Below are 23052 nucleotides of genomic sequence, written 5' to 3' on the forward strand. Positions count from 1 at the left end.
AAATATTGGCGAATAGGAGTGAGGATAGCAGGGGATAATCAGGACAAAAGCATGGACAGGAGTGACGGCTGTGGCAAAAACAGAAATTACGGAAAACAGCGACCGTTCTGCCCTGAAAATAGATTCTTCGCAGCCCCTCAGCCGCTCACTGGATGACACGATTGCGCTGTTCCGGCGGATATTCAGTAGTGACGGCACACTTAGAATACGAGTGATAGAGAATGCCCATGATAAGCGTATCCGCTGCGGAATCATCTATGTTGACGGAATGATTGACAGAGACCTGATTCAGAACGGGATTACGAAGCCGATCATGACCTATGAGTTCACCGATGAGGATGGAAGCAATCCGGCAGAGCTCATGGAAACGATCCGTACCCGGGTGATTAACATCTGCGACATTATCGCTTCGACGAAGCTGGATGAACTCATTGGCGCCGTGGTAGGCGGTAAAACAATCTTTTTCCTGGATGGCTATGCCGGTGCGCTGAATATTAATGCTCAGGGCTGGGAGACGCGGGCAATAGAAGAACCATCTACCGATAAAGCGATCCGGGGGCCAAGGGAGGGCTTTAATGAGTCGCTGCTGACCAATCTGACCCTGATCCGACGCAGAGTGCAGAATTCCGATCTGAAGTTTGTGTTTACCGATATCGGTACGCGGTCGAAAACCCAAACCTGCATTTGTTATCTGGAGAGCCTGGCCTCCCCGGATATTCTTAAGGAGCTGCAGGGACGGCTGGCACGGGTGGAGATAGACCATCTGCTGGATACCGGGTATCTGGCCGAGCTAATCCGGGATGAGCCCTACTCCCCTTTTGAGATGATTGGAAGTACGGAACGGCCGGATTCGGTTGTCAGTAAAATTATGGAGGGGCGGATTGCCCTGCTGATTGAAGGCAGTCCGTTTGCTTTGACCCTGCCGTATGTATTTGTGGAGAATTTCCAGGCCAGTGAGGATTACTATATCAATTATTCCTTCGCCACGTTTAACCGGCTGCTCCGGGTAATCGGTGCCTTTATGTCGATCAGTATTCCTGCCGTTTATGTTGCCCTTGTGACGTACAGTCAGGAGATGGTACCTACGCTCCTGCTGCTCAGTATAGCGACTGCTCGGCTGTCGGTTCCTTTTCCGACCATTGTCGAGGCCTTTCTCATGCTGACCATCTTTGAGATTCTGCGTGAAGCAGGCGCACGGATTCCCAATTCGATCGGCCAGGCGGTCAGCATTGTTGGAGCGCTTGTACTGGGCCAGGCTGCTGTAGATGCGCGGATCGTTAGCGCCCCGATGGTCATAGTTGTCGGCCTGACCGGGATCACGACTCTGCTCAACCCCCGGCTCACCGGGCCTTTGATTATCGTGCGGATTCTGCTGCTGCTGGCGTCATTTTTCTTCGGAATCTACGGGTATTTCTTCGGGCTGCTGGGACTGGTAATTCATCTGATGAGCCTGCGCTCGTTCGGTGTATCCTATATGCTTGGCGTAGGCTCCATCCGGCCACAGGACATCAAAGATACGGCCGTCCGTGCACCGTGGTGGGACATGTATCTGCGTCCGGCGGTTATCGGTGCGAGAAACATGAGACGGAAGCAGCCTAAGAGACAGGCCAAACGATGATGAAGACCTTGTCCAAAGTCTTGTCTGCCCTGCTCTCTGCCGTTATGCTGATCAGCCTGTCCGGCTGCTGGAACTATTCGGAGATCGATGATATGAACATTGTCGCCGGTGTGGCAATCGATAAGAATAAAAAGGAGAACAACCTGCAGCTAACCGTGGAAATGGTCGATACCCAGGAAGGGATGCAGCAGAGTCAGGCCAGCTTCAAAATGATCAGCCTCAGCGGTAATACGATATTTGATATTGCCCGCAACATGATCTCTTTGACCGGCAAAAAGCTGTTGTGGAGTCATGCCAAAGTCATTATCCTCAGCGAGGAGGTAGCCCGGGAGGGCTTGATTAAGGTCATTGACTGGTACAGCAGGGATACGGAGACCCGGGCGGATGTATTTCTTTTTGTATCGAGTGAAAAGAATGCCCACGAGGTGCTGAATCTGAACAGCGAGACAAAAACGATTATTTCCTATGAACTGGCCCAGATGATGAATGACGAGACGTTTACCAGTACTGCACCAGTTGTGCAAATCTGGGATTTCATCGACAAGCTGGAGTCATCTGGGGACAATGCGATAGCGCCGCTGATCTATATGTATGAGAAGAACGGCCAAAAAAATGAGCACGTAAACGGAACCGCGGTATTCGTGAGGGACCGGATGGTCGGAAAATTAAATGGAGATGAAACCAAATATGCTCTTTTTGCCAAAAATAAAATCAAAGGAGGTGTCCTGGAGGTGGAAAACGCAAAAGGTACGCCCACCTACTCTCTGGAGATTTTATCGAGCAGAACGAAGGTAAAGCCCAAATGGGTGGACGGCAGGTTAGAAATGCAGATCCATACGGTCACACATACTGGACTGGACGAGGCGATGAGCGCTGAAGGCTTTGCCGGCGAAGAAACGATCCAGGCCATTGCGGAACGTGCGGGCGAGTCCTTGCAGCAAAATATTCTCTCCGTCATCCGTAAGATGCAGCGGGAATATCATGCCGATATTTTTGGCTTTGGCGAAATTGTACATGAAGAGATGCCTAGAACCTGGCGCAAGCTTAAGGACAAGTGGCCCGAGGAATTTACCGGTCTGGACGTGAAGGTCCGTTCGGAAATCATCATCCAGAGCACAGCCAAATCTTCCAGAACAATTAAGTTAGGAGATTAATACAATTGCCCATTTACATCGTGCTCATTTATGCGGTTATCGTGTTATTCGATCCTTACGGGCTGCTGAAGCAAGGGAACAAGCGGGATTTCTATGTATGCTCTGCATTATGCCTGGTTTCCTTTTCCCTAGCCTTTGCGTTATCGATGCACTGGGAGATTCCAAGTCCCTCACCGCTGATTGTTCATGTAGTTAAAATGTTATTCTAGTGTGGTCTGAGAGGAGGGGGAGCGGGCGTGGGCAAAGAGATTATACCCGCTGGACAATCGACCAGCATCGTCATTCTGTTCATTATCGGCAGCTCCCTGTTTATGGGGGCCTCCGGGCAATCGGGCAACAGCAGCTGGATCGCTTTGATCATTGCTATGGCACTGGCGGTCCCTCTTATACTCGTCTATGCGAGACTGCATGTGCTTTTCCCGGGAAAAGATCTCTACGATATGCTGATCTCCGTATTCGGGGCATATTTCGGCAGGGGGCTCTCCTGCCTTTACATTTGGTATACCTTGCATTTGGGGGCACTGGTGCTGCGTAATTTTGGGGAATTCAGCAAAACGGTTGCTTTGACGTCCACGCCAATGATCGCACCGATGCTGATTATCGGTCTGCTCTGTATTTGGGTAGTGAATGCGGGAATGGAGGTGCTTGGACGAAGCGCCAAATTTCTGCTGTTGTTCACCCTGGCGGTTATTTTTGTTGTCCAGCTGCTCTCCGTTCCCAAATATGAAATTCATCATTTGAAGCCGCTTTTGGACAGCGGGTGGGGACCGGTCTTTGCAGATGCCGGCGGTACGGTTACCTTCCCGTTTGCGGAGATTGTGGTTTTTCTGGGAGCATTCACCGTTCTTCCCAAAAAAGGCTCGGCGGCCCGGGTTCTGCTCCGCGGCGTACTCGTCGCGGGGACCATAATAACAGGGATCTCTGTGCGGAATTTGCTTGTGCTGGGTCCTGATATTGTATCCTCCCTGTATTTTCCTTCCTATGTGGCGGTCAGCCGAATCAATGTAGGTGATTTCCTGACCCGGATTGAAGGTTCGGCGGCCATTGTATTTGTAACGGCGCTGTTCATCAAAGTGAGTCTCTGTCTGTATGTATCCTGCAATGGGATAGCGAAAGTGTTCAAGCTGAAGAGCTACCGCTCCGTGGTGCTGCAGATGGGGCTGATCATGGTCTACCTGTCTGATTTCATCTACATGGACATTATGCAGATGCAGTATTTTGCCTATCATATCTATAAAATTTACGCACTTCCATTTCAGGTGTTCATTCCGCTGACGTTGTGGGCTTCGGCTGAGGTTATGGCTAAAAGGTCCAGCCGGAAGGCGGAGGCCTCTCAGCAATAAATATGCGTAAGAAGAACTACAACTTCCTGGTGCAGTACTTACAGGGAGTTTTTTTGACATTTCCAACCTTTGCCGAAGATCGCTATAATGGTAAACATAGCAGATGCCTTCGCAGGCGGTTTGCAGCATGAACGTTGGAAAGGAGGAAGCCTAGTGAGCGTTTCCAGTATCATGATGTCCTCCCACTGGGGCAGAGAGGTCAGACATAAGTATCTTGTTCAGGAATCCAAGGTGCTGGCTGTTGTCTTTCCGGGGCAGAATTATTCCGCCGAGCGCTCCCTGCTTGATTACGCCGGCAAAGTAGCGGCGGAATACGGCTGTGATCTTCTGATCCTGGAGTATGGTTATCAGAGTGCGCGGGCAGGATTCAAACGGGAAGAGCTGGATATTGTCGTAGAGGAATGCAAGGCTGCGCTTGCCGCAGTTCCGGAGTATGAGCAGCTGCTGTTCATCAGTAAAAGCATGGGGACGGTCATCGCCGGACGGCTGGCGGCTGAGATGGGCGTGCAGCAGAAGACATCACATCTGTATTTGACCCCGATCGCCGAGACTCTTCCATGGATCCAGCAGAGCCGGGGCAGTGTCATCTATGGCGGCAGCGATCCGATGTTCAGCGGACAGTATGCTGCCGAGATCAGCGGACTGCATAATATCAGGGTGTACCGGATTGACGATGCCAATCACGCATTGGAAGTGGGCAGTGTGAATGAGTCGCTGGCGGTCCTGCTGGTGATTATCAATTTCTATCATGAGTTTTTTCGCGATGCACTCCAGGGTTAAATGGGCCGTGGGGAAAAATATAAGTTACTAGGAGTGGATCAGATGGTATTGGAAGCAGCCATGCTGCAGGTAAAGCCGGGGCTTACCGCAGCGTTTGAAGCCAGTTTTAAGGAAGCGTCTCCGCTGATCGCCTCGATAGAAGGCTACCTGGGACATGAACTCCAGCACTGTCTGGAGGATGACCACAAATATCTACTGCTAGTAAAGTGGCGTACTCTTGAGGATCATACGGTAGGCTTCAGAGGATCAGCACAGTATCAGGAATGGAAGGCCTTGCTGCACTCCTACTACAGCCCATTCCCGGTGGTAGAGCATTTCACCAGTATCAATCTGGATTAAACGGGAGGAAGGTTATGCAGGGGAACCGAATTGGAGTTGGACGGACAGCAGAGGTATGGGAACATGGGGATGGCACCATTTTGAAGCTTTATCTGGAGGACTTTCCCGCTGCGGCTGTGGAACAGGAATTCAAGGTTAGTACATATGTCTATGCCCAGGGTATCCGGACTCCCCGGCCGCTTGAGCTGATTGAGTCAGAGGGGAGAAGTGGGATTGTATTTCAGCAGATTCATGGCCGTTCCCTGCTGAGCATGATTAGCGAGAAGCCTTGGAAGTTGGCTGAATATTCTAAGAAACTGGCTGCCCTGCATTACAATTTGCATCAGCTGGAGGGCAATCCGGAACTTGGACTGTATAAGGAGCAGCTGCGAAAACATATCATTTCCGCACCCATGCTCACGATGGAGGAGAAATCGGCAGTTCTGGAGCAGCTGGAGAAGCTGCCGGAGGGCAGCAGACTGTGTCATGGCGACTTCCATCCCGACAATGTGCTGCTGGATAAGGAAGCATGGATTATCGACTGGATGACAGGTATTACGGGGAATCCTGCGGCAGATACGGCACGGTCGGTGCTGATGTTAAGTATAGGGGCGATGCCTCCGGGAACCTCTCTGCTTACCAGAGTGGTCACAGGCTTTATCAGGCAGAGGCTGACAAAAGGTTATATCCGGGAGTATCTCAGCCTATCGGGGGGAAGCTACGCCGAAATCAATGCCTGGATACTGCCGGTAGCCGCAGCGCGCTTAATCGAAGGCGTTCCGGTAGCAGAGAAGGAGCAGCTTGCCAAGGAAGTCCGCAAACGTCTGAGATCTGTCCGCAAGGCCTAACCTGTTCGGGAAAGAGGTGCATCATGCCCACATATATTGCGCTGCTGCGCGGCATTAATGTCGGAGGCCATAAAATTATTAAAATGCAGGATCTAAAGGCGATGTTTGAATCGCTCGGGTGTGGGAATGTCCGCACCTATATCCAGAGCGGTAACGTTGTGTTCGAGAGTGGGGAACCCTCAGAGGAAGGCCTGGTCCCGATAATTGAAAAGCGGATCAGAGAGACCTTCGGCTTTGAGGTTCCCGTAATCCTTCGTACTGCGGAAGAGCTGGAGTCAGCTATCAAGGCGAGCCCTTTTCAGCTGGAGACGGAGGAGGATTACAAGCGGCTGTATGTTTCATTTCTCGATCAGGCGCCGTCTGCCGGCTCTCTGGAGAAGCTTATTCCCTATGGGGACGGAGCTGATAAGCTGCAGGTAGTCGGTAAAGAATTGTACATATTGTATGAGGTAAGCGTCAGCCAATCGCCGCTGTTTAAGGTTTCCCTGGACAAGCTGCTCGGTGTGCAGCTCACTGCCCGTAACTGGAACACGGTGAACAAGCTGGCTGCACTTTGCCGGAAAGCCTAAGTCTTAAGGAAATGGGCACGCTATAAAAGCCACTCTTCAAGAATCACAGGTCATAGCATGTAGTACAGGCCCCGCCATGCGGGGCTTTTTTGCGCGCGGTTGTCCTGGTGGCTGTAAGGATTCGCTGAACTACATTCTCCGGAATTCCTTAGATTTGAGCATTCAGCTAACATTCAGCTTGATTTCATTATCCGTTAAGGTAAGGGTGCCATAATACACCTAGGCAAAGATTGACACTGGGGATAGAGCACTGCCGGATTAAAGGATAATTGAACGATGGGAGTGGGGGACAATGAGTTTCATTAAAAAGCTGAGTTCTGACGTAGTATTGCTGATCATACTGCTGCTCGCTGCATTTTTATACGGCTACGGAATTTGGAATGACCACTATGTAAATACGTACTATACAACAGCGGTGGGGAGCATGATGCAGAGCTTCCATAATTTCTTCTTCGCCTCACTGGATTCTGCCGGTTCGGTAACGGTGGATAAACCGCCGGTGACGTTCTGGATTCAGACGCTGAGCGCCATAATCTTCGGTCTGCACGGCTGGAGCGTGATTCTGCCGCAGGCCCTCGGCGGCGTGGGTTCGGTGTTGATTGTATATCTACTGGTAAAGCCCGGCTTTGGCAGAACTGCAGCACGCCTGGCCGCACTGGCAATGGCTTCTACACCCGTAGCTGCAGCAGTCAGCCGTACGAACAATATCGATGCCATGCTGGTGTTTACGCTTTTGCTGGCCGCATGGTTTTTATTCAGGGGAACTAAACAGCATACCATCGGCAGTCTTCTCATCGCCTTCGGGCTGATCGGGGTCGCCTTTAATGAGAAGATGCTGCAGGCATATATGGTTGTACCAGCCTTTTATCTGTTCTATATTCTAGCGGCAAAAGTGAATTGGAAGAAGAAAACCGGTGTACTGGCAGCCTGCACTGCTGTGCTGCTGGTGATCTCACTCTCCTGGGCGGTCATCGTTGACTCCATCCCGGCAAGCAAGCGGCCTTACATGGGGAGCAGCGGCACCAACTCTGTGCTTAATCTGGCATTCGGCTACAACGGGGTATCCCGGTTGACGGGTGACCGCAGCACTGGCGGCAGCGGGGGAGGAATGCCCGGATTTGGCGGCGGCAATTTCGGGAATGAAGGGCAGATGCCGGGAATGAATGGCGGAATGCCGGGCATGAGTGGCGGACAAATGCCGGGCATGAACGGAGAGAGGCATGTGATGGGCAGCACAGGGAGACCGGCGGGCGATGACGGCGGAATGCCTGGACAAGGTGCGGGAGGCAGAGCGGACGGAGAAGGCCGGCAGTTCGGCGATACTGATGGCGCCCAAGGCCGCGGCATTATGGACGGTGGTATGAACGGCGGCGGGATGAACGGCGGTGGCATGTTCAATACGGGTACAGCCGGACCGCTTAGGCTGTTCCAGTCGGCATTGTCCGGGCAAGCCAGCTGGCTGCTGCCCTTTGTATTATTCGGCGTAATCGGAATCTTTGCCGGCCTGCGCCGGAAGAACTTCACTATGAAGCATAAGGAGGCTTTGTTCTGGCTCGCCTGGCTGGTGCCGGCTATGGGATTCTTCAGCATCGCCGGATTCTTCCATCAATATTATCTGATCATGATGGCTCCGCCGGTTGCGGCGTTAGCCGGTGCGGGCTGGTCACAGCTCTGGAACTATTATAAGGAACGTTCAAGCTGGCTCTCCTGGCTGCTGCCTGTAGCCGTGTTGGCTACAGCAGCCTTCCAGTGGTACATTATTCATCCTTATGACGATACGATTGGCAGCGGATGGTCGGCGGGGGTTCTGGCGGCAGGTATTGCCGCGGCGCTTCTTCTGATTATCGTTAGAATCATTAAAGGCCGAGAGAAGAGAGTCTTTGCCCATGCAGCAGCGGTAATGGGGCTGCTGGTGCTTATGATTGGGCCGCTCTACTGGGCGTTTACGCCGATCACCTACGGGCTGAACAGCATGACTCCGGCAGCCGGACCCGACAGCAGCGAAAGCGGCGGCTTCGGAGGCGGGGGCAGAAATAACCCTACCGGAGTGAATGAGAATCTGCTGGCTTACCTGAAGGAGCATAACACCGGTGAACAATATCTGTTCGCTGCAATGGATTACGGAACAGCAGGTCCATATATCATTGACGAAGGCGAGCAGGTAGTCATTCTGAACGGGTTCAACAACTCAGATGTACCCTATACGACGGATACCCTAAAGGCACTCGTTGAGAGCGGCAAAGTGAAGTATTTCCTCGTTACCAGCGGCGGTATGGGCGGCGGAAGGGGTGGCGGAAACTCTGAAATTACCAGCTGGATCACCGAGAATGGTACAGCGGTGCCTACAGCGGATTGGCAGGGAACCGAAACAGGCGTGAATGGCGGAACATTGTATGAAATTACCCTTAAGTAAGGGATGAACCTAAGAACAAACATTCAGTACAAAACTTTGTAGGAGGAGCTGCTCATGAGTACCAACGTGCGCTATTCCGTAATAATACCGATGTTTAACGAAGAGGCAGTGATTCAGGAGACCTACCGGCGGATCAAAAAAGTGATGGGAACGACAGGCGAATCCTATGAATTACTCTTTGTTAATGATGGCAGCACAGACAACTGTGCACAAATGATAGAGGAATACAGCTACTGGGATGAGTGCGTGAAGCTTATTGATCTGTCCCGCAATTTCGGGCATCAAATCGCGATTACGGCCGGCATGGACTATTCCCTGGGCGATGCGGTGATCATTATCGATGCCGATCTTCAGGATCCGCCCGAGCTGATCCTGAAGATGATTGAGGAATGGAAAAAGGGTTACGAGGTCGTATACGCCAAACGCATCAAACGCAACGGAGAGTCACTGTTCAAAAAATGGACAGCCAGCGTCTTCTACCGGATACTCAGGTATTCTACGGATATTTCCATTCCGGTCGATACCGGTGATTTCCGGCTGATTGACCGCAAGGTCTGCGATGAGCTCAAACGTCTGCCGGAGAAAAACCGGTTTGTACGCGGCCTGGTCAGCTGGGTAGGGTTCCGCCAGAAGGCGATCGAATATGAGCGTGACGAACGGCTGGCTGGAGAGACCAAATACCCGCTCAAGCGCATGATTAAGCTGTCCCTGGACGGCATCACCTCTTTCTCGTACAAACCGCTAAAGCTTGCGGGTTACCTGGGAGGTCTGCTGTCAGCCGGAGGTTTTCTCTACCTTATGTATGTGCTCTACCTGGCGCTCTTTACGGACGCGGCCGTTAAGGGCTGGGCGTCGATGATCGGCATTACCTTAACCTTCAACGGGTTCGTCCTGATCATGCTGGGCATTCTGGGCGAATATGTAGGCCGGATCTATGACGAGACCAAAGGCCGTCCGCTGTACATTGTACAAGAGTTTTATGGAGGCAGGGTGCAAAATACCGGGCCGGAGCCCCGGGTAGCCCAATTAAACAAATAACGGCGGAAGGAGCTGCTGAGGTGAAGACGTGACAGGTTAGACATAACCGAAAGGGCTATTCTGAAGGACTGGCTTATTATAGTGGGAAAACCTCCCTCAAATTCTTTTATTTTCGCCTAACAACCTAGTTTAGGTGGAATTCCTCCTGCTAAGTTTATTGGAAACGCCGGTTTTACTCCGAATGGGAGGAATTAGATGGAGAAAATCCCGCTATAGACAGACTTCGTTTCGCTCGCAGGAAATTAGGTGGGGAAAATCCCTCTACTGCGCCTCCGTCCCGTCAAAGCAATTGTCGTTCATGTAGTTCCCTACCTAATAAAGGGTACCGGCCGCATGCTGAATAACCTTCCCTCATGGTACAAAAAAGGCCAGCCGGTAATTCCCGGCTGGCCTCTTACTGCGCAAACAGCAGCAAACGTAATGAATTATGCCTTCAGCAAATCGTGGTCCACATATCGGGTACCGTTCAGCTCGCTGATGATGTTAATGGCCACCTTCGCGCCGTCACCGGCAGTGATAATCGCATGTACACTGACTCCGGCCACGGTTCCCGCTGCCCAAATGCCTTCGATATTGGTTTTGCCCTCCGCATTCACGGCAACCACAGTTTTGATTCTCGGCTCCGTGCCGTCTTTGGTCTCCACGCCCGCCTTAGCAGCGAGATCTGTCAGTACACCTGTAGCCAGGATCACATGCTTCGCTTCATAGGTAGCTCCGCTTTCGCTCTCAATGACTACACCCTCGCTGCCCGCAGTGAGATTCACGGCCTGATCGTTCACAAGCTCAGCTCCGAATTTGACGGCTTGCTTATGTCCGGTTTCTACGAGGTCTGGGCCGCCGATTTCAGCGATTCCGTAGAAGTTCTCATACCAGCCTCTGCGGGTCATGCCCTTGTCATTATCGATCAACAGCGTTTTTTTGCCCGCCTTGGCGGCGAACAGGGCAGCACTTGCACCGGCAGGACCGGCTCCGATAATTGCAATTTCATACATGGATTGCGACCTCCTAAAAGTTTTGTGAGCATAGCTTCCTTGAATAGTCTTCGTACAAAACTCGCTTCGAAAGCATATGCTTAAGTTTTGTGAGCATAGCTTCCTTGAATAGTCTTCGTACAAAACTCGCTTCGAAAGCATACGCTTAAGTTTTGTGAGCATAGCTTCCTGCTTACTATTATAGCGTTGATTACAGCTTATTATCTACTAATCCAATAGACACGGTAAGGTAATAATGAAGCTTGTGCCTTCACCCGGTGTGCTCTCGACGCTGATTGCTCCGTTATGCGCCTCGATAATCGATTTGGTGATCGACAAGCCTAGGCCAGATCCGCCGTATTTCCGTGTGCGCGACGAATCGCTGCGGTAGAACCGCTCAAAAACATGGGGGATATGCTCGGCTGAGATGCCGCTTCCGTTATCACGAACGGCAAGTTTCGCTTCCGTATTCCGGGCGTGCAGCGAAATATGGATACTGCCTTTTTCGGTATCCGTATGCTGCACGGCATTATGGAATAGATTAAGAATGACTTGTTTGATTTTGTCGGAGTCAACCATTCCGTTGATCCCGTATGAAAGATCAAAAGTAACCTTGCGGTTGCCGGCAAGCACCAGCAGCTGCGGCTTCATTTCGTCGATGACTTCGTCCAGCGGCAGCTGGCTGACCCTGAGCTGGGGGGCTCCATCCATTCGGGCCAGCAGCAGGAGATCCTCAACCAGCTTGTTGATCCGCTTCGATTCCCCGTGCATGCTCTTCAGCGCATTGTAGAGCTGCTCTTTGTTATCGGCAGCTCCTCGCAGCAGCACCTCCAGGAAACCGTGAATCGAGGTGAGCGGTGTCCGCAGCTCGTGGGAGGCATCGGCGGCGAACCGCCGCATCTGTTCTTTGGCTTCACGCTCATTATGAAAGGAGATTTCCAGCCGCTCGAGCATCCCGTTGAAGGATTGGGAAAGCTTGTCGATCTCCATTTGTCCCTGATCAACGGGAAAGCGGACGTCCAGATTACCGGCATCGATACGCTGCGCCGCCTCGCCCATATTGGATAAAGGCACTAATGTTGTGCGCAGCGCAGGCAAATAGAGGAATAAACCGGCAAGCAAAGCCACTACCGACAAGGCAGCAAAGATAAGCAGCTGCTGCAGGATTACATCCTTCAGCGGTCCCGTCTCCACACTCATCTGCAGCAGGATTCTATTTCCGCCGGGTCTCCCCAGATCCATGAAAACAGCCAGATGATGGCTTCCGTCCGCGGAGGTGATCAGCTTGTATTTTCCGTTTGCCTTAGCTGTAGTATGGCTCAGCAGCTCATCGTATTCCTCATTGCTCAGCCGCGGGGCAGCAGACTCGGACAGGGTGTCCTGCTGCAGATCCTTAAACGTGCCGTCTGAGCTGTATACAGCGATGGTGGTATGGGCGTCAAGCAGCAGCGGGCGTCCGTTCTCTCCCGTCCGCTGCTTTCCCGGATTTACGCCCGGCAGTCCGCCGAGATTGCCTCCCCCGTTCTCCTCCGGCATAAGCGAGCCTTGGCTGCTGCCCGCCAGGCCATTCTGCCCGGAGTTATTGCTGTGTCCGGAGCTGCTGTCTGCTCCGCTGCCGGATGCACTGCCGGAGGCGGAGGTGTCAGCGCTTGGCTGACTTTTCTCCTGTCCTGCATTGTTAATATTCTCAGGATTAATCCCCGCATTCCGGGAATATAGCGCATAAAAAAAATCGCGCGGCACGGAATGCAGCTGGGTTTCCATGGATTCAGCCCTGTTGCTGTAGATGAAATTGCGCATCAGCACATATTGCAGTACTCCGATGAGCAGGAGGAGTACGGATAGAATAAGCAGTGAAGTGGCAAGCAGCTGCTTACGCAGGGAGCGTGGTGCGGAATGTCTGCGTAAGAGGCCAGACAGGCGGGCAATCATAACAGGTCCACCCGGTACCCTGCACCGCGCAGCGTGCGGATAATCCGGTGCTCCTTATCGCCGAGCTTCTCACGGAGGGAACGGATATAGACCTCGACGATATTTTCTTCGCCACCGAAATCATAGCCCCATACCTTGTCCAGAATCATCGGCTTGCTCAGCACGAGGCCATGGTTGATGACCAGATATTGCAGCAGCTCATATTCGGTAGGGGAAAGCTCCAGGACCTCGTCCCTGTGGCGGATTTCTTTGCGTCTGCCGTCAATCCGGAACGGGCCGCAGCGGACTTCCCCGAGCAGTCCGGGAAACTGATTCCGCAGCCGGGCCTGTATCCGGGCCAGCAGCTCATCGAAGCTGAACGGCTTAACCATGTAATCGTCGGCACCGATGGACAGACCCTTGACGCGGTCATCCACTTCGTCTTTGGCCGTGAGCATGATCACGGCTATTTCCGTTTCTTCTGACCGGAGGTAGCGGCAGACCTCGAATCCGTCCATTCCCGGCATCATCACATCCAGGATCGCCACATGAGGCTTGAAATCAGCAGCAATGGCGATTGCACTCGCCCCGTCTGGGGCGGTTTTTACTTCAAAGCCTTCGTTGATTAATCCCAGTTCCAGGAACTGGAGTATATGAGGCTCGTCATCAACGAGCAAGAGTCGTACACCTTGGGCAGCTTTCATCATAAGTTCCTCCATTTACAGTAAGCGGTAGCTACATTATTACACATCAGGTTGAAGGTTTGCTGAAGACTTCTTTTTAAATCAAAGATTAGAAAATCTCGTTCATGGTTAATCATAATGGTTAAATCTATTTATAAGGATTATGAATGTCAATATTAAGGAAAATAGTTGGAAATTTAACTTTTTGAGCCTGTAATAAAGGGTTTTGACGGCGGGCCTAGAACAATTTACAATAGGGATACTACCCGGATTGTTTAAGACTTTTTAACCAGTCCGGTAACTTGTTCCGATTCCGTTTGTTTTCCCCCGTTTGTTAATCTTATCAAATTTCCTATCAAACACATTTCTTTCATTTGACTTCTTTCTGATACACTTCTTTCTGGAATTCCGCGTTTGAGTCTGATCTGCAACATATGATTTTTTCAACCCATTTATTTACATGCTTCAATACCCATATGTCAAGGAGGCTCTTCCATGAAGAAAAAAGAAATGGTAGCCATGCTATTGGCGGGAGGCCAAGGGAAAAGGTTGAAGGGATTGACTAAATCTCTCGCCAAACCCGCTGTATATTTTGGAGGAACCTATCGGATTATCGATTTCCCGCTAAGTAATTGCTCTAACTCGGGTATTGATACGGTTGGTGTGCTGACGCAATATGAGCCGCTTGTTCTCCACTCATACATCGGGGTAGGCAGCGACTGGGATTTAAACCGTAAAGATGGCGGTGTGTTCGTCCTGCCGCCGCATGAACGGGAGAACGGAAGCAGCTGGTATCGGGGAACGGCGGATGCAATTTACCGTAATCTCAAATTTGTAGACCAGTTTGACCCGGAGCATGTGCTTATCCTGTCCGGGGATCATATTTACAAAATGGACTATAACGCAATGCTGCAATACCACAAAGCAAGAAACGCCGACTGCACCATCTCGGTCATTGACGTTTCGCTGGAGGAAGCAAGCCGCTTCGGGATCCTAAATACGGATGAAGACCTCAAGATATACGAATTTGATGAAAAACCCGCCAAGCCGAAGAGCACACTGGCTTCCATGGGTGTATATATTTTTAAATGGGATGTTCTGCGCAAGCATCTGCTGGAGGACGGCGAGAAGGTAAGCTCCTCCCATGACTTCGGCAAAGATATCATTCCTTTGATGCTCGAGGACGGCAACTCCCTGTACGCTTATCCTTATGTAGGCTATTGGAGGGACGTTGGTACGGTTGCCAGCCTGTGGGAAGCTAATATGGACCTGCTCAGCGACCATCCTCCGCTGAACCTGAATGATCCGAACTGGCGGATCTTCACCCGTAATCCGAATCAGGCTGCGCAATATGTGGCGCCTGAAGCGAAGGTGTCGAGCTGCATTATTAATGAAGGCTGCATTGTGCATGGTGAGGTTAAGCATTCAGTGCTGTTTTACGGTGTGGAAGTGGGCGAAGGCAGTGTCATTACCGACTCCGTCATTATGCCTAAGGTGAAGATTGGAAAGAATGTAAAAATTCATAAAGCCATCATTAGTGAGAATACAGTCATCGAGGATTATATGGAGATCGGTATCGAACGGGAGAATGAGGATGAAATTCTGCTGATCGACAATCGCAGTAAGAAACGGAAATCAGTCGCAGCCAAAACCATATAATCATAAAGGACGGTGACCCGCGATGAAAGAGCTTTTGGGCGTAATCAATCTTGACCATGAACTGGACAAATTGAATGAGTTAACTTATTTCCGCTGCGGTGCGGCCGTACCTTTTGCCAGCCGTTACCGGCTGATCGACTTCGTTCTGTCCAATATGATGCGGGCGGATCTGGAGAGTGTCGGGCTGTTTGTCCGCCGCAAATACCGTTCGCTGATGGACCATCTCGGTGACGGCAAGTCCTGGGATATGAACCGCAAGCACGGGGGATTGTTCATTCTTCCGCCAGACTGGAATGATCCGACGGATACATCGATCGGAGATTTGCAGCATTACCACAACAACCTGGATTTTTTCAAGCGGGCCTCAGCCAAATATATTGTATTCTCCGGCAGCCAGCATATTAACACCGTTGATCTGCAGGATGTGTTCCAGTACCACTTGGAAAAGGGAGCTGATGTCACGCTTGTCTATAAAGCGATCGACCAGCTTCAGCCGGAGCATGATCCGTGTCTGCGGCTTGAATTGAATGACGATAACCTCGTTACCGAGATTCACCAGGAGAAACATCATCCGAACGTGTACCTGGACATTTTCATCATGGAGAAGAAAGTATTCCTGGAGCAGGTTGAATACTGCATTGCGCACGGAGAGAGCTTCTTTTTCCGCGATGTTATTCAGAAGAACCGGGCTAACTTTAAAATTGCAGGCTATGAATATAAGGGTTATCATGCGGTAATCAATTCACTGGAGAGCTATTATAAGAATAGCCTTGAGTTGCTTAAGCAGGAGAATTACCGGGATCTGTTCCTGGAGAATCCGGTGCAGACAAAGATCAAGTATGAAGCGCCTACCCGTTATCTCGACAGCGCGAATGTCAGCAATTCCCTGGTCGCTAACGGCTGTATTATCGGCGGAACAGTAGAGAATAGCGTGATTTTCCGGGGTGTGCAGGTTCGTGAAGGTGCGAGGATTATTAACTCTGTCATCATGCAAAAGTGTATTATTGAAGAGAACGCTGTGATCGAGAATGTCATTATGGATAAAGATGTGCATTTAAGCAAGGAACGGATTCTCGTCGGGGATAGCAAACGGCCGTTTGTCATCGCCAAGAGCAGCAAAATTTAACCCCAGGATCAGCTGGACTGTGCACTATAGCAGTCTGGCTGGTCCTGAGTTTCAATAGAGGCCAGGTATTTCATACAAATTATGCATCTGACAGGAGGAACCTGCTGTTGTTCAACGACAAAGAAACCTTTAAAAAAGTGTTCCGCGAGACCCTCATCGGGAAGCTGGGCAAGCCGCTGGAAGAAGCATCGAATGGTGAAGTGTACAATATCATCGGTAATATGATCCGTGAGAATGCGGGGAAGAACTGGGCAGAGACGAATCAGAAGTATAAGAATAATCAGGATAAGCAGGTCTACTATTTCTCCATGGAGTTTCTGATCGGCCGGCTGCTTGGCAATAATCTGCTGAATATGGGTGTGCTTGAGGTTGTGCGCGATGGCCTTGCGGAGCTTGGGTTCGATCTGCGGGAGGTGGAGGAGGAAGAATCGGATGCAGGGCTTGGCAATGGCGGCCTTGGCCGATTGGCTGCCTGCTTCCTGGATTCCCTGGCTTCCCTGCAGTATGCGGGGCATGGCTGCGGCATCCGTTACAAATATGGCTTGTTCGAGCAGAAGATTGTGGACGGTTACCAGGTAGAATTGCCTGACTATTGGCTGCAAAATGATAATGTGTGGGAAGTGCGCCGGGAAGACAAGCAGGTAGAAGTCCGGTTCTGGGGGCGCATCGAAACCCGTGAAGAGAACGGCGAATTGGTCTTTGACCACAAGGATTATGAAGCGGTACGCGCGGTCCCTTATGATGTTCCGATTATTGGTGCCGACCGCAAGCATGTGAATACACTCCGCAACTGGAGCGCGGAGTCGATTACTCTGGCTTCCCGGATGTCCGGATCACTGACGGGCTCGGATTATCATAAGTTTCTGGAATACAAACGTTCGGTGGAATCCATCTCAGAATTCCTGTATCCGGATGATTCGCAGTACGAAGGCAAGCTGCTCCGGCTGAAGCAGCAGTACTTCCTGTGTAGTGCAGGTCTGCAAAGTATACTGCGGACATTCAGCAAGACCGGAGCTCCGATTGAATCCTTGCCGGACAAAGTGGCGCTGCATATCAACGATACCCATCCTACCCTGGTTATCCCTGAGCTCATGCGGATTCTGATGGATGTGCACGGTATCGGCTGGGATCAGGCCTGGAGCATGACGACACGGATGGTGTCTTATACGAACCATACCATTCTGAGCGAAGCACTTGAGAAATGGCCGATGGGCATGGTTAAGGAGCTGCTGCCGCGCATCTTCCTGATCATTGAAGAAATCAATGCCCGGTTCTGCGGCGAACTGATGAGCAAATATCCTGGTGATCAGAACCGGATCAATCAAATGGCGATCATTCATGATGATCAGGTCCGCATGGCTCATCTGGCAATTGTAGCGAGCCATAGTGTAAACGGAGTAGCGGCGCTGCATACCGAGATTCTGCAGAAGCGGGAGATGCGGTTATTCAATGAAATGTACCCGCACCGGTTCAATAACAAGACGAACGGGATTACGCACCGGCGCTGGCTGCTGCATGCCAATCCCGAGCTGGCCGGACTCATCAATGAATCCATCGGTACCCGCTGGATCCATCAGCCGCAGGAGATGATCGGGCTGATCAAATACTGTGAGGATGCGTCATTCCAGGAGCAGGTGGCTGCGATCAAACGCCGCAATAAGCTGCGCCTGTCTGAATACATCACCAAGAAGCATGGCATCCCGGTGGATCCTGATTCGATCTTTGATGTTCAGGTCAAACGGCTGCATGCCTACAAGCGCCAGCTGCTGAATATTCTGCATATTATGCACTTGTACAATCAGCTTAAGGATAACCCTTCCATGGATATGGTACCGCGCACCTTTATTTTCGGGGCTAAGGCAGCGCCAAGCTATCATTTGGCCAAGCGGATTATCAAGCTGATTAACACTGTCGCTGATGTTGTCAACAAAGATCCGGATATTAAGGGCAAGATCCGTATCTTTTTCCTGGAGAATTATTCGGTATCCCTGGCAGAGAAGATTATCCCTGCTGCCGATGTGAGCGAACAGATCTCTACGGCTAGCAAAGAAGCCTCCGGTACGGGCAACATGAAGTTTATGATGAACGGCGCGCTGACGATCGGCACCATGGACGGGGCGAATGTAGAAATGCATGAAATGGTCGGGGACAACAATATGTTCCTATTCGGTCTGCGGGCGGAGCAGGTGCTAGATTACTACCAGTTCGGGGGATATCACTCCCGCGATATCTATAATGGCGACGGGCGCGTCAAAGAAGTGCTGGACCAGCTGGTGACACCGGGACCCATTTGCTGCAATACCCAGGAATTCGATACGCTGTACCAATCACTGGTTGACAATAATGATGAGTTCTTTGTGCTCAGGGATTTTGCCGGCTATGTGGAGACTCATGTCAAAATCGATCTTGCTTACCGTAATCAGAAGGAATGGCTGAAAAAGTCTGTCATCAATATTGGCCACTCTGGTAAATTCTCCAGTGACAATACGATCAGCCGCTATGCCACTGAAATTTGGAACATTAATCCGGTTAAATAATGAGGTAACAGATCAGTACCAGAGCAAAGAGGCCGTCACGGGCGCAGATCATTCCTGCATCAGTGACGGCCTTATGTTGTTCGCGGTACCTACAGAACTTCGGCAACCATCTCTGCGAACCGTTCCAGAAAGCGCCGTTCCTCATCGTCAAAACGGTGTTTAAGCGGACTGTCTATATCGAGCACACCAAGCAGCCGGCCCTCTTTCAGGAGGGGAACGACGATTTCGCTGTTCGATGCGGCATCGCAGGCAATGTGTCCGGGAAAGGCATGGACATCGTCTACGACAAGCGTGCGGCGTTCCTCCGCCGATGTTCCGCAGACCCCGCGGCCCAGCGGAATGCGAATGCATGCGGGCAGTCCCTGAAAAGGTCCGAGTACAAGCTCCTTGCCGTCAAATAAATAGAAACCGGTCCAGTTGGTATCCGGTAGAGAGAATTTGAGCAATGCCGAAGCATTTGCCAGATTGGCAATAGCATTCGGTTCGCCTTCCATCAGCGCCGCAAGCTGCGTCAGCACTGCTTCAAAGCGCTCGCTGCGTGTCCCGTCGTAGGGCATCGCCTGAAACATGAAGCATCACCTTCCTGTACATGGGGTCAGTAATGAAACCATAACTGTACCTAACAACATAGTACAGCAAGACTCGATACGTCAAGTATTACCGGATTTTTGCAGAAGGTACAATGGATACCTTAAATGGAGCGGGAGCAGTGTTTCCCCATGCGCTTCCCAGGGTAATTGCTTAATATATCGAAGGCTCTTGGCCGGAAGGAGTGGAATATGCGCGCCGATGTACAGAACTTGTTCATAGGGATCCATATGCTTTATATTGCACGTGAGAGGGACTTAACATTGTCGGAGATGCTGCCGGAACTTGAGGAACTGGGGTACCGGGTAGCGGAACGGGAAGTGAAGCAGGAACTGGAACGGCTCACTCAGGAGAATTTCCTGACAGCCCATGGCGATGCGTTCAGTATCACCGGTACGGGCATCGAAGAATTCAAGGATATTCAGGTGAAGCTGCAGGTACTGTGCTCTGAGGTGCTTACACCGGCCAAAGCGGCGAAAGCCTCAGGTTAGGTCATATCAGGCTAGGAAATGAAACAGCGTCAGCATCAGGGGAGATCATTGCCTGGTGCAGGCGCTTTTTTTGTGAGAGAGGAATGCAGAAAATCCTTACTGATGAAGTATACTTATAAAGATGAAAGGGGACGAGGGTATTGTATCTAAGCCGTGGGGTAGCACCGACACTGAGCGGAACAAGAATAGAGCTGCAGCCGATTGCTGCGGACCATGCTTCTGCGCTGTTTGAGATATGGACTCATCCTGCTGTCGCCCCCTGGCTGGATACCCCGCCGCTGGCATCCGTCAGGGATGCGGAGCAGCTGATCACTCTCCTGCTGCAAATGGGCAAAGAGGAGGAGAGCCTGCGCTGGAGCATTACCCTGCCGGATGGTGAGATTATCGGCAGCTGCGGCTATAACCAATGGCAGCTGCCGGGAGCCTACCGTGGAGAAATCGGCTGCGAGCTGTCACCCTCCTGCTGGGGACAAGGGTATATGCGCGAAGCACTGGGGCTTGTGCTGGACTTCGGCTTTGGCACGATGGGCCTGAACCGGATTGAAGCCTTATGCCACCCCGGCAATATCCGTGCGCACGGGCTGTTTAAGGCGCTGAACTTTTCGCAGGAAGGCCTGCTGCGCCAATACCGCCATACTGCTTCAGGTTTTCAGGACGTGAGCCTTTACGCTCTGCTGCGTAATGAGAAGTAATAATGTTAATCGAGATATCATGAGTCGTAGGCGGATCATATAAAGAAACGGCTGCACAGTCCTGAGGGGACCGTGCAGCCGTTTCTGTATTATCAGGAATTAAGTCTTCAAAAGATAGTGAATAGATTCACAACATCTGCTCTGCCAATCCTACTTGCGGGGCAGCGGCGAGAGCTTCTCCGCTTGGAGACCCATCTTCTTCAGCAGAATAATCATCTGTTCTTTCTCATCATCGTTCAGACCGCTGAAAGCCAGGTGCAGGCGTTCTGAATATTTCGGGTACATCTCGCTCATCAACTGTTCGCCTTCTGCTGTCAGCTCAGCGAAAATAACACGCCGGTCATTCGCACAAGGTTTGCGGTGCAGGTATCCGCGTTCTTCGAGCTTGTCAATCACGTAAGTAACGTTGCCGCTCTGCAGCAGCAGTTTGGCACCGATCTGCTGAATCGGCTGAGGTCCCTTATAGTAGAGAACCTCCATCACAGCGAATGCTGTCGGATTGAAGCCTTCAATCTTGCTTCCGGTAACGGCATGCTCGTTGATGCTTTTGAAAGACTTGGCAAAAACCCGGTACAAATGCAGCGTTAATTGAGTATCGCGTTCATAGGATTGTATCATGCTTCTCCACCCTCTATCGTTATCGTTAATTGTGTGGGTTTCCCCGCAAATTTGGAATCATTGCCCGTATGCACGCTTCGTAGGTGCAGTAAAACTTAAGATAACTTTACAATACGTCAAACAATGGATGAAGAACATGTGATTTGTCACAATGAGCACACTTTTAATTATTAAAAATCAAACAATTTTTTGACGGTGCTTAAATTTTGTGAAAAAAGAAGGCCATTTTGGCTATCCGCCTGCAGATTGAAGAGTTTTTCAGTCTCTGGCACCGCACATAGTTACAACCGGGGATTGATGAAGGGAGCCGCGAGTTCCTTTACTATAAATTACAAATAAGGAATAGTGGCAGGGAGTGGTGAAAAGGATGAAGAAATCTAACAACGATGTGGTGCAGGCAGAGAAGCTGACGGCAAACCGGCCGTTTATGCTGCTGATGTCCGCGCAGCTTATTTCCAATGTAGGGGATTGGCTGCATCTGCTTGCGCTGCTGACGATGGTCGGCCTGAAGTGGCAGGCTACACCTTGGGAGATTACAGCAATCTCACTGTGCATGGCCGTGCCTATGCTGCTCGGCGGTCCGCTGGCCGGATATTTAAGTGACAAAATGGACCACAAAGCGATCATGATCGGCTCGGATCTTGCGCGTGCGGGGATTGTAGCCTGCCTCGTATTTGCCGGTTCGTTGTGGCAGGTCTACCTTTTGCTGATCGCCAAAGGGATCCTGGATGTACTGTTCTCCCCGGCCAAAAGCGGGAAGCTCAAAGAACTGGTGCCTTCCGGGCAAATGGATCAAGCCATTGCCCTCAGCTCATCTATTGAGCAAATTACCAAAATCATCGGCCCCGCGCTTGGCGGTCTGCTTGTTGCGGCTTTTGGGATCTCGGCCTGCTATGTGCTGGACTCGGCTACCTATCTGGTTTCTGCAGTCATTCTGCTGGCGGTGCCGCAAGCCGGGAAATACCGGACGGACAGAGGAACAGATACGTCAGAGAAACTTCAGGGCCGCAACTCCTTCCGCAGGGAAGTGAGCAGCGGACTTCGGATAATTACCGGAATGCCTGCGGTGCTGGGCGGGGTGGTCATGCTTGTAACGGTACTGCTGGTACTGCAGATTGCGGATTCCCAGACGGTGACTCTGTTCCGGGGTATTCCCGGAATCAGCGGGGATTTGCTGGGCTGGTGCCTGGCGGCGAGCGGTTTGGGAACGCTGCTCTCAGCCCTTGCCTCCAGCCGGATGGGCAAGCGGCCGCTGCTTTTTATGAGTGCCGGTGCGATCCTTATGGGTTCAGTATTTACAGCCGCAGCGCTGGTAACGGCATACGGAGAAGCAGGTCTGTGGATGAATATCATGCTGTTCAGTTCGTTTACGGCCGCGGGAGCGGGGGCAGGCCTGGTCTTTATCCCGTTTTACGCGATGCTGCAGCGGAGAACACCGGAAGCGTACACGGGACGGGTATTTGGGACGGTCAACAGCCTGACCAGCGCAGCGGTTATTCTTGGCCCTGTAGCCGGTGGCGCACTTGTGACAGCCTCGGGACCGGTTTCCGCATTCATTCTTTCGGGTGTACTGGCCGCGCTGCTAGGCCTTGCAATGCTGATGCTGCGCAGCAGAATCGAGAACAGGGACAATGCGGGAAGGCTGGACACACAAGTAATGTTTGAAGTATCTCAGCCATAGTTCGTATAATGGTA

Annotated in this window: 21 protein-coding genes; 16 read left to right on the forward strand and 5 right to left on the reverse strand. The window is 51.4% G+C overall.

Annotated features, from left to right (window positions below; all coding sequences use genetic code 11):
- Positions 1–70 precede the first annotated feature (70 nt).
- The 10 genes from L6H70_RS19950 (at position 71) to L6H70_RS19995 (ending at position 10081) form a co-directional block, all read left to right on the forward strand.
- Complete coding sequence (locus L6H70_RS19950) at positions 71–1618, forward strand: spore germination protein (protein WP_236335817.1); 1548 nt, start codon at positions 71–73, stop codon at positions 1616–1618.
- Entirely contained in the window at positions 1615–2772 is a 1158-nt protein-coding gene (locus L6H70_RS19955) for a Ger(x)C family spore germination protein (RefSeq protein WP_236335818.1), read from the forward strand. Before L6H70_RS19950 ends, L6H70_RS19955 begins: the two co-directional genes overlap by 4 nt.
- Before the next feature lie 5 nt (positions 2773–2777).
- A complete protein-coding gene (locus L6H70_RS19960; RefSeq protein ID WP_236335819.1) occupies positions 2778–2981 on the forward strand; it encodes a hypothetical protein in 204 nt (67 codons plus the stop codon).
- A 27-nt stretch (positions 2982–3008) separates the two neighbouring features.
- On the forward strand, positions 3009–4115 hold the full coding sequence (locus tag L6H70_RS19965; RefSeq protein WP_236335820.1) for a GerAB/ArcD/ProY family transporter: 1107 nt from the start codon (positions 3009–3011) through the stop codon (positions 4113–4115).
- Between the two features lie 153 nt (positions 4116–4268).
- Positions 4269–4895 carry a BTB/POZ domain-containing protein gene (locus L6H70_RS19970; RefSeq protein WP_236335821.1) on the forward strand — a complete coding sequence of 209 codons (627 nt, stop codon included), beginning with the start codon at positions 4269–4271 and terminating at the stop codon, positions 4893–4895.
- 42 nt (positions 4896–4937) lie between these two features.
- A complete protein-coding gene (locus tag L6H70_RS19975) occupies positions 4938–5234 on the forward strand; it encodes an antibiotic biosynthesis monooxygenase family protein (protein ID WP_236335822.1) in 297 nt (98 codons plus the stop codon).
- A gap of 14 nt (positions 5235–5248) precedes the next feature.
- Complete coding sequence (locus L6H70_RS19980; RefSeq protein ID WP_236335823.1) at positions 5249–6061, forward strand: phosphotransferase family protein; 813 nt, start codon at positions 5249–5251, stop codon at positions 6059–6061.
- Positions 6062–6084: 23 nt separating this feature from the next.
- Positions 6085–6630: a DUF1697 domain-containing protein gene (locus tag L6H70_RS19985; protein ID WP_236335824.1), complete on the forward strand. Its 546-nt coding sequence runs from the start codon at positions 6085–6087 to the stop codon at positions 6628–6630.
- A 292-nt stretch (positions 6631–6922) separates the two neighbouring features.
- Positions 6923–9043, forward strand: coding sequence for a glycosyltransferase family 39 protein (locus tag L6H70_RS19990; protein ID WP_236335825.1), 2121 nt, complete (start codon positions 6923–6925; stop codon positions 9041–9043).
- Between the two features lie 54 nt (positions 9044–9097).
- Positions 9098–10081, forward strand: a complete 984-nt coding sequence (locus L6H70_RS19995; protein ID WP_236335826.1) for a glycosyltransferase family 2 protein — start codon at positions 9098–9100, stop codon at positions 10079–10081.
- A 425-nt stretch (positions 10082–10506) separates the two neighbouring features.
- On the opposite strand, the gene L6H70_RS20000 is transcribed toward L6H70_RS19995, so the two are convergent.
- The 3 genes from L6H70_RS20000 to L6H70_RS20010 all read right to left on the reverse strand — a co-directional run bounded on the left by L6H70_RS20000 (position 10507) and on the right by L6H70_RS20010 (position 13667).
- Positions 10507–11073, reverse strand: a complete 567-nt coding sequence (locus L6H70_RS20000; protein WP_236335827.1) for an FAD-dependent oxidoreductase — start codon at positions 11071–11073, stop codon at positions 10507–10509.
- 207 nt (positions 11074–11280) lie between these two features.
- The gene (locus L6H70_RS20005) at positions 11281–12984 is read right to left on the reverse strand and encodes a sensor histidine kinase (RefSeq protein WP_236335828.1); all 1704 of its coding nucleotides are present in this window, start codon (positions 12982–12984) and stop codon (positions 11281–11283) included.
- Positions 12981–13667 carry a response regulator transcription factor gene (locus L6H70_RS20010; RefSeq protein WP_236335829.1) on the reverse strand — a complete coding sequence of 229 codons (687 nt, stop codon included), beginning with the start codon at positions 13665–13667 and terminating at the stop codon, positions 12981–12983. The genes L6H70_RS20005 and L6H70_RS20010 overlap by 4 nt, the downstream gene beginning before the upstream one ends.
- Before the next feature lie 474 nt (positions 13668–14141).
- On the opposite strand from L6H70_RS20010, the gene L6H70_RS20015 reads away from it, so the two are divergent.
- From L6H70_RS20015 to L6H70_RS20025, 3 genes are all read left to right on the forward strand, one after another.
- Positions 14142–15305, forward strand: coding sequence for a glucose-1-phosphate adenylyltransferase (locus L6H70_RS20015; protein ID WP_236335830.1), 1164 nt, complete (start codon positions 14142–14144; stop codon positions 15303–15305).
- A 22-nt stretch (positions 15306–15327) separates the two neighbouring features.
- Positions 15328–16431 carry a glucose-1-phosphate adenylyltransferase subunit GlgD gene (gene glgD / locus L6H70_RS20020; RefSeq protein ID WP_236335832.1) on the forward strand — a complete coding sequence of 368 codons (1104 nt, stop codon included), beginning with the start codon at positions 15328–15330 and terminating at the stop codon, positions 16429–16431.
- 107 nt (positions 16432–16538) lie between these two features.
- Positions 16539–18968: a glycogen/starch/alpha-glucan phosphorylase gene (locus L6H70_RS20025; protein ID WP_236335834.1), complete on the forward strand. Its 2430-nt coding sequence runs from the start codon at positions 16539–16541 to the stop codon at positions 18966–18968.
- Between the two features lie 89 nt (positions 18969–19057).
- Here L6H70_RS20025 and L6H70_RS20030 read toward each other — a convergent pair whose 3' ends face one another.
- Positions 19058–19537 carry a GAF domain-containing protein gene (locus L6H70_RS20030; protein WP_206103007.1) on the reverse strand — a complete coding sequence of 160 codons (480 nt, stop codon included), beginning with the start codon at positions 19535–19537 and terminating at the stop codon, positions 19058–19060.
- 210 nt (positions 19538–19747) lie between these two features.
- Between L6H70_RS20030 and L6H70_RS20035 the strand changes: the two genes are divergently transcribed.
- Together L6H70_RS20035 and L6H70_RS20040 are read left to right on the forward strand one after the other, a co-directional pair.
- A complete protein-coding gene (locus L6H70_RS20035; RefSeq protein WP_236335913.1) occupies positions 19748–20047 on the forward strand; it encodes a hypothetical protein in 300 nt (99 codons plus the stop codon).
- A 140-nt stretch (positions 20048–20187) separates the two neighbouring features.
- On the forward strand, positions 20188–20739 hold the full coding sequence (locus L6H70_RS20040) for a GNAT family N-acetyltransferase (RefSeq protein WP_236335836.1): 552 nt from the start codon (positions 20188–20190) through the stop codon (positions 20737–20739).
- A 150-nt stretch (positions 20740–20889) separates the two neighbouring features.
- Here L6H70_RS20040 and L6H70_RS20045 read toward each other — a convergent pair whose 3' ends face one another.
- Positions 20890–21357: a MarR family winged helix-turn-helix transcriptional regulator gene (locus L6H70_RS20045; protein WP_236335838.1), complete on the reverse strand. Its 468-nt coding sequence runs from the start codon at positions 21355–21357 to the stop codon at positions 20890–20892.
- A 367-nt stretch (positions 21358–21724) separates the two neighbouring features.
- On the opposite strand from L6H70_RS20045, the gene L6H70_RS20050 reads away from it, so the two are divergent.
- Positions 21725–23038: an MFS transporter gene (locus L6H70_RS20050; RefSeq protein ID WP_236335841.1), complete on the forward strand. Its 1314-nt coding sequence runs from the start codon at positions 21725–21727 to the stop codon at positions 23036–23038.
- Positions 23039–23052: the final 14 nt, after the last annotated feature.

The organism is Paenibacillus auburnensis, from assembly GCF_927798115.1.
Taxonomy (GTDB): domain Bacteria; phylum Bacillota; class Bacilli; order Paenibacillales; family Paenibacillaceae; genus Paenibacillus_AQ; species Paenibacillus_AQ auburnensis.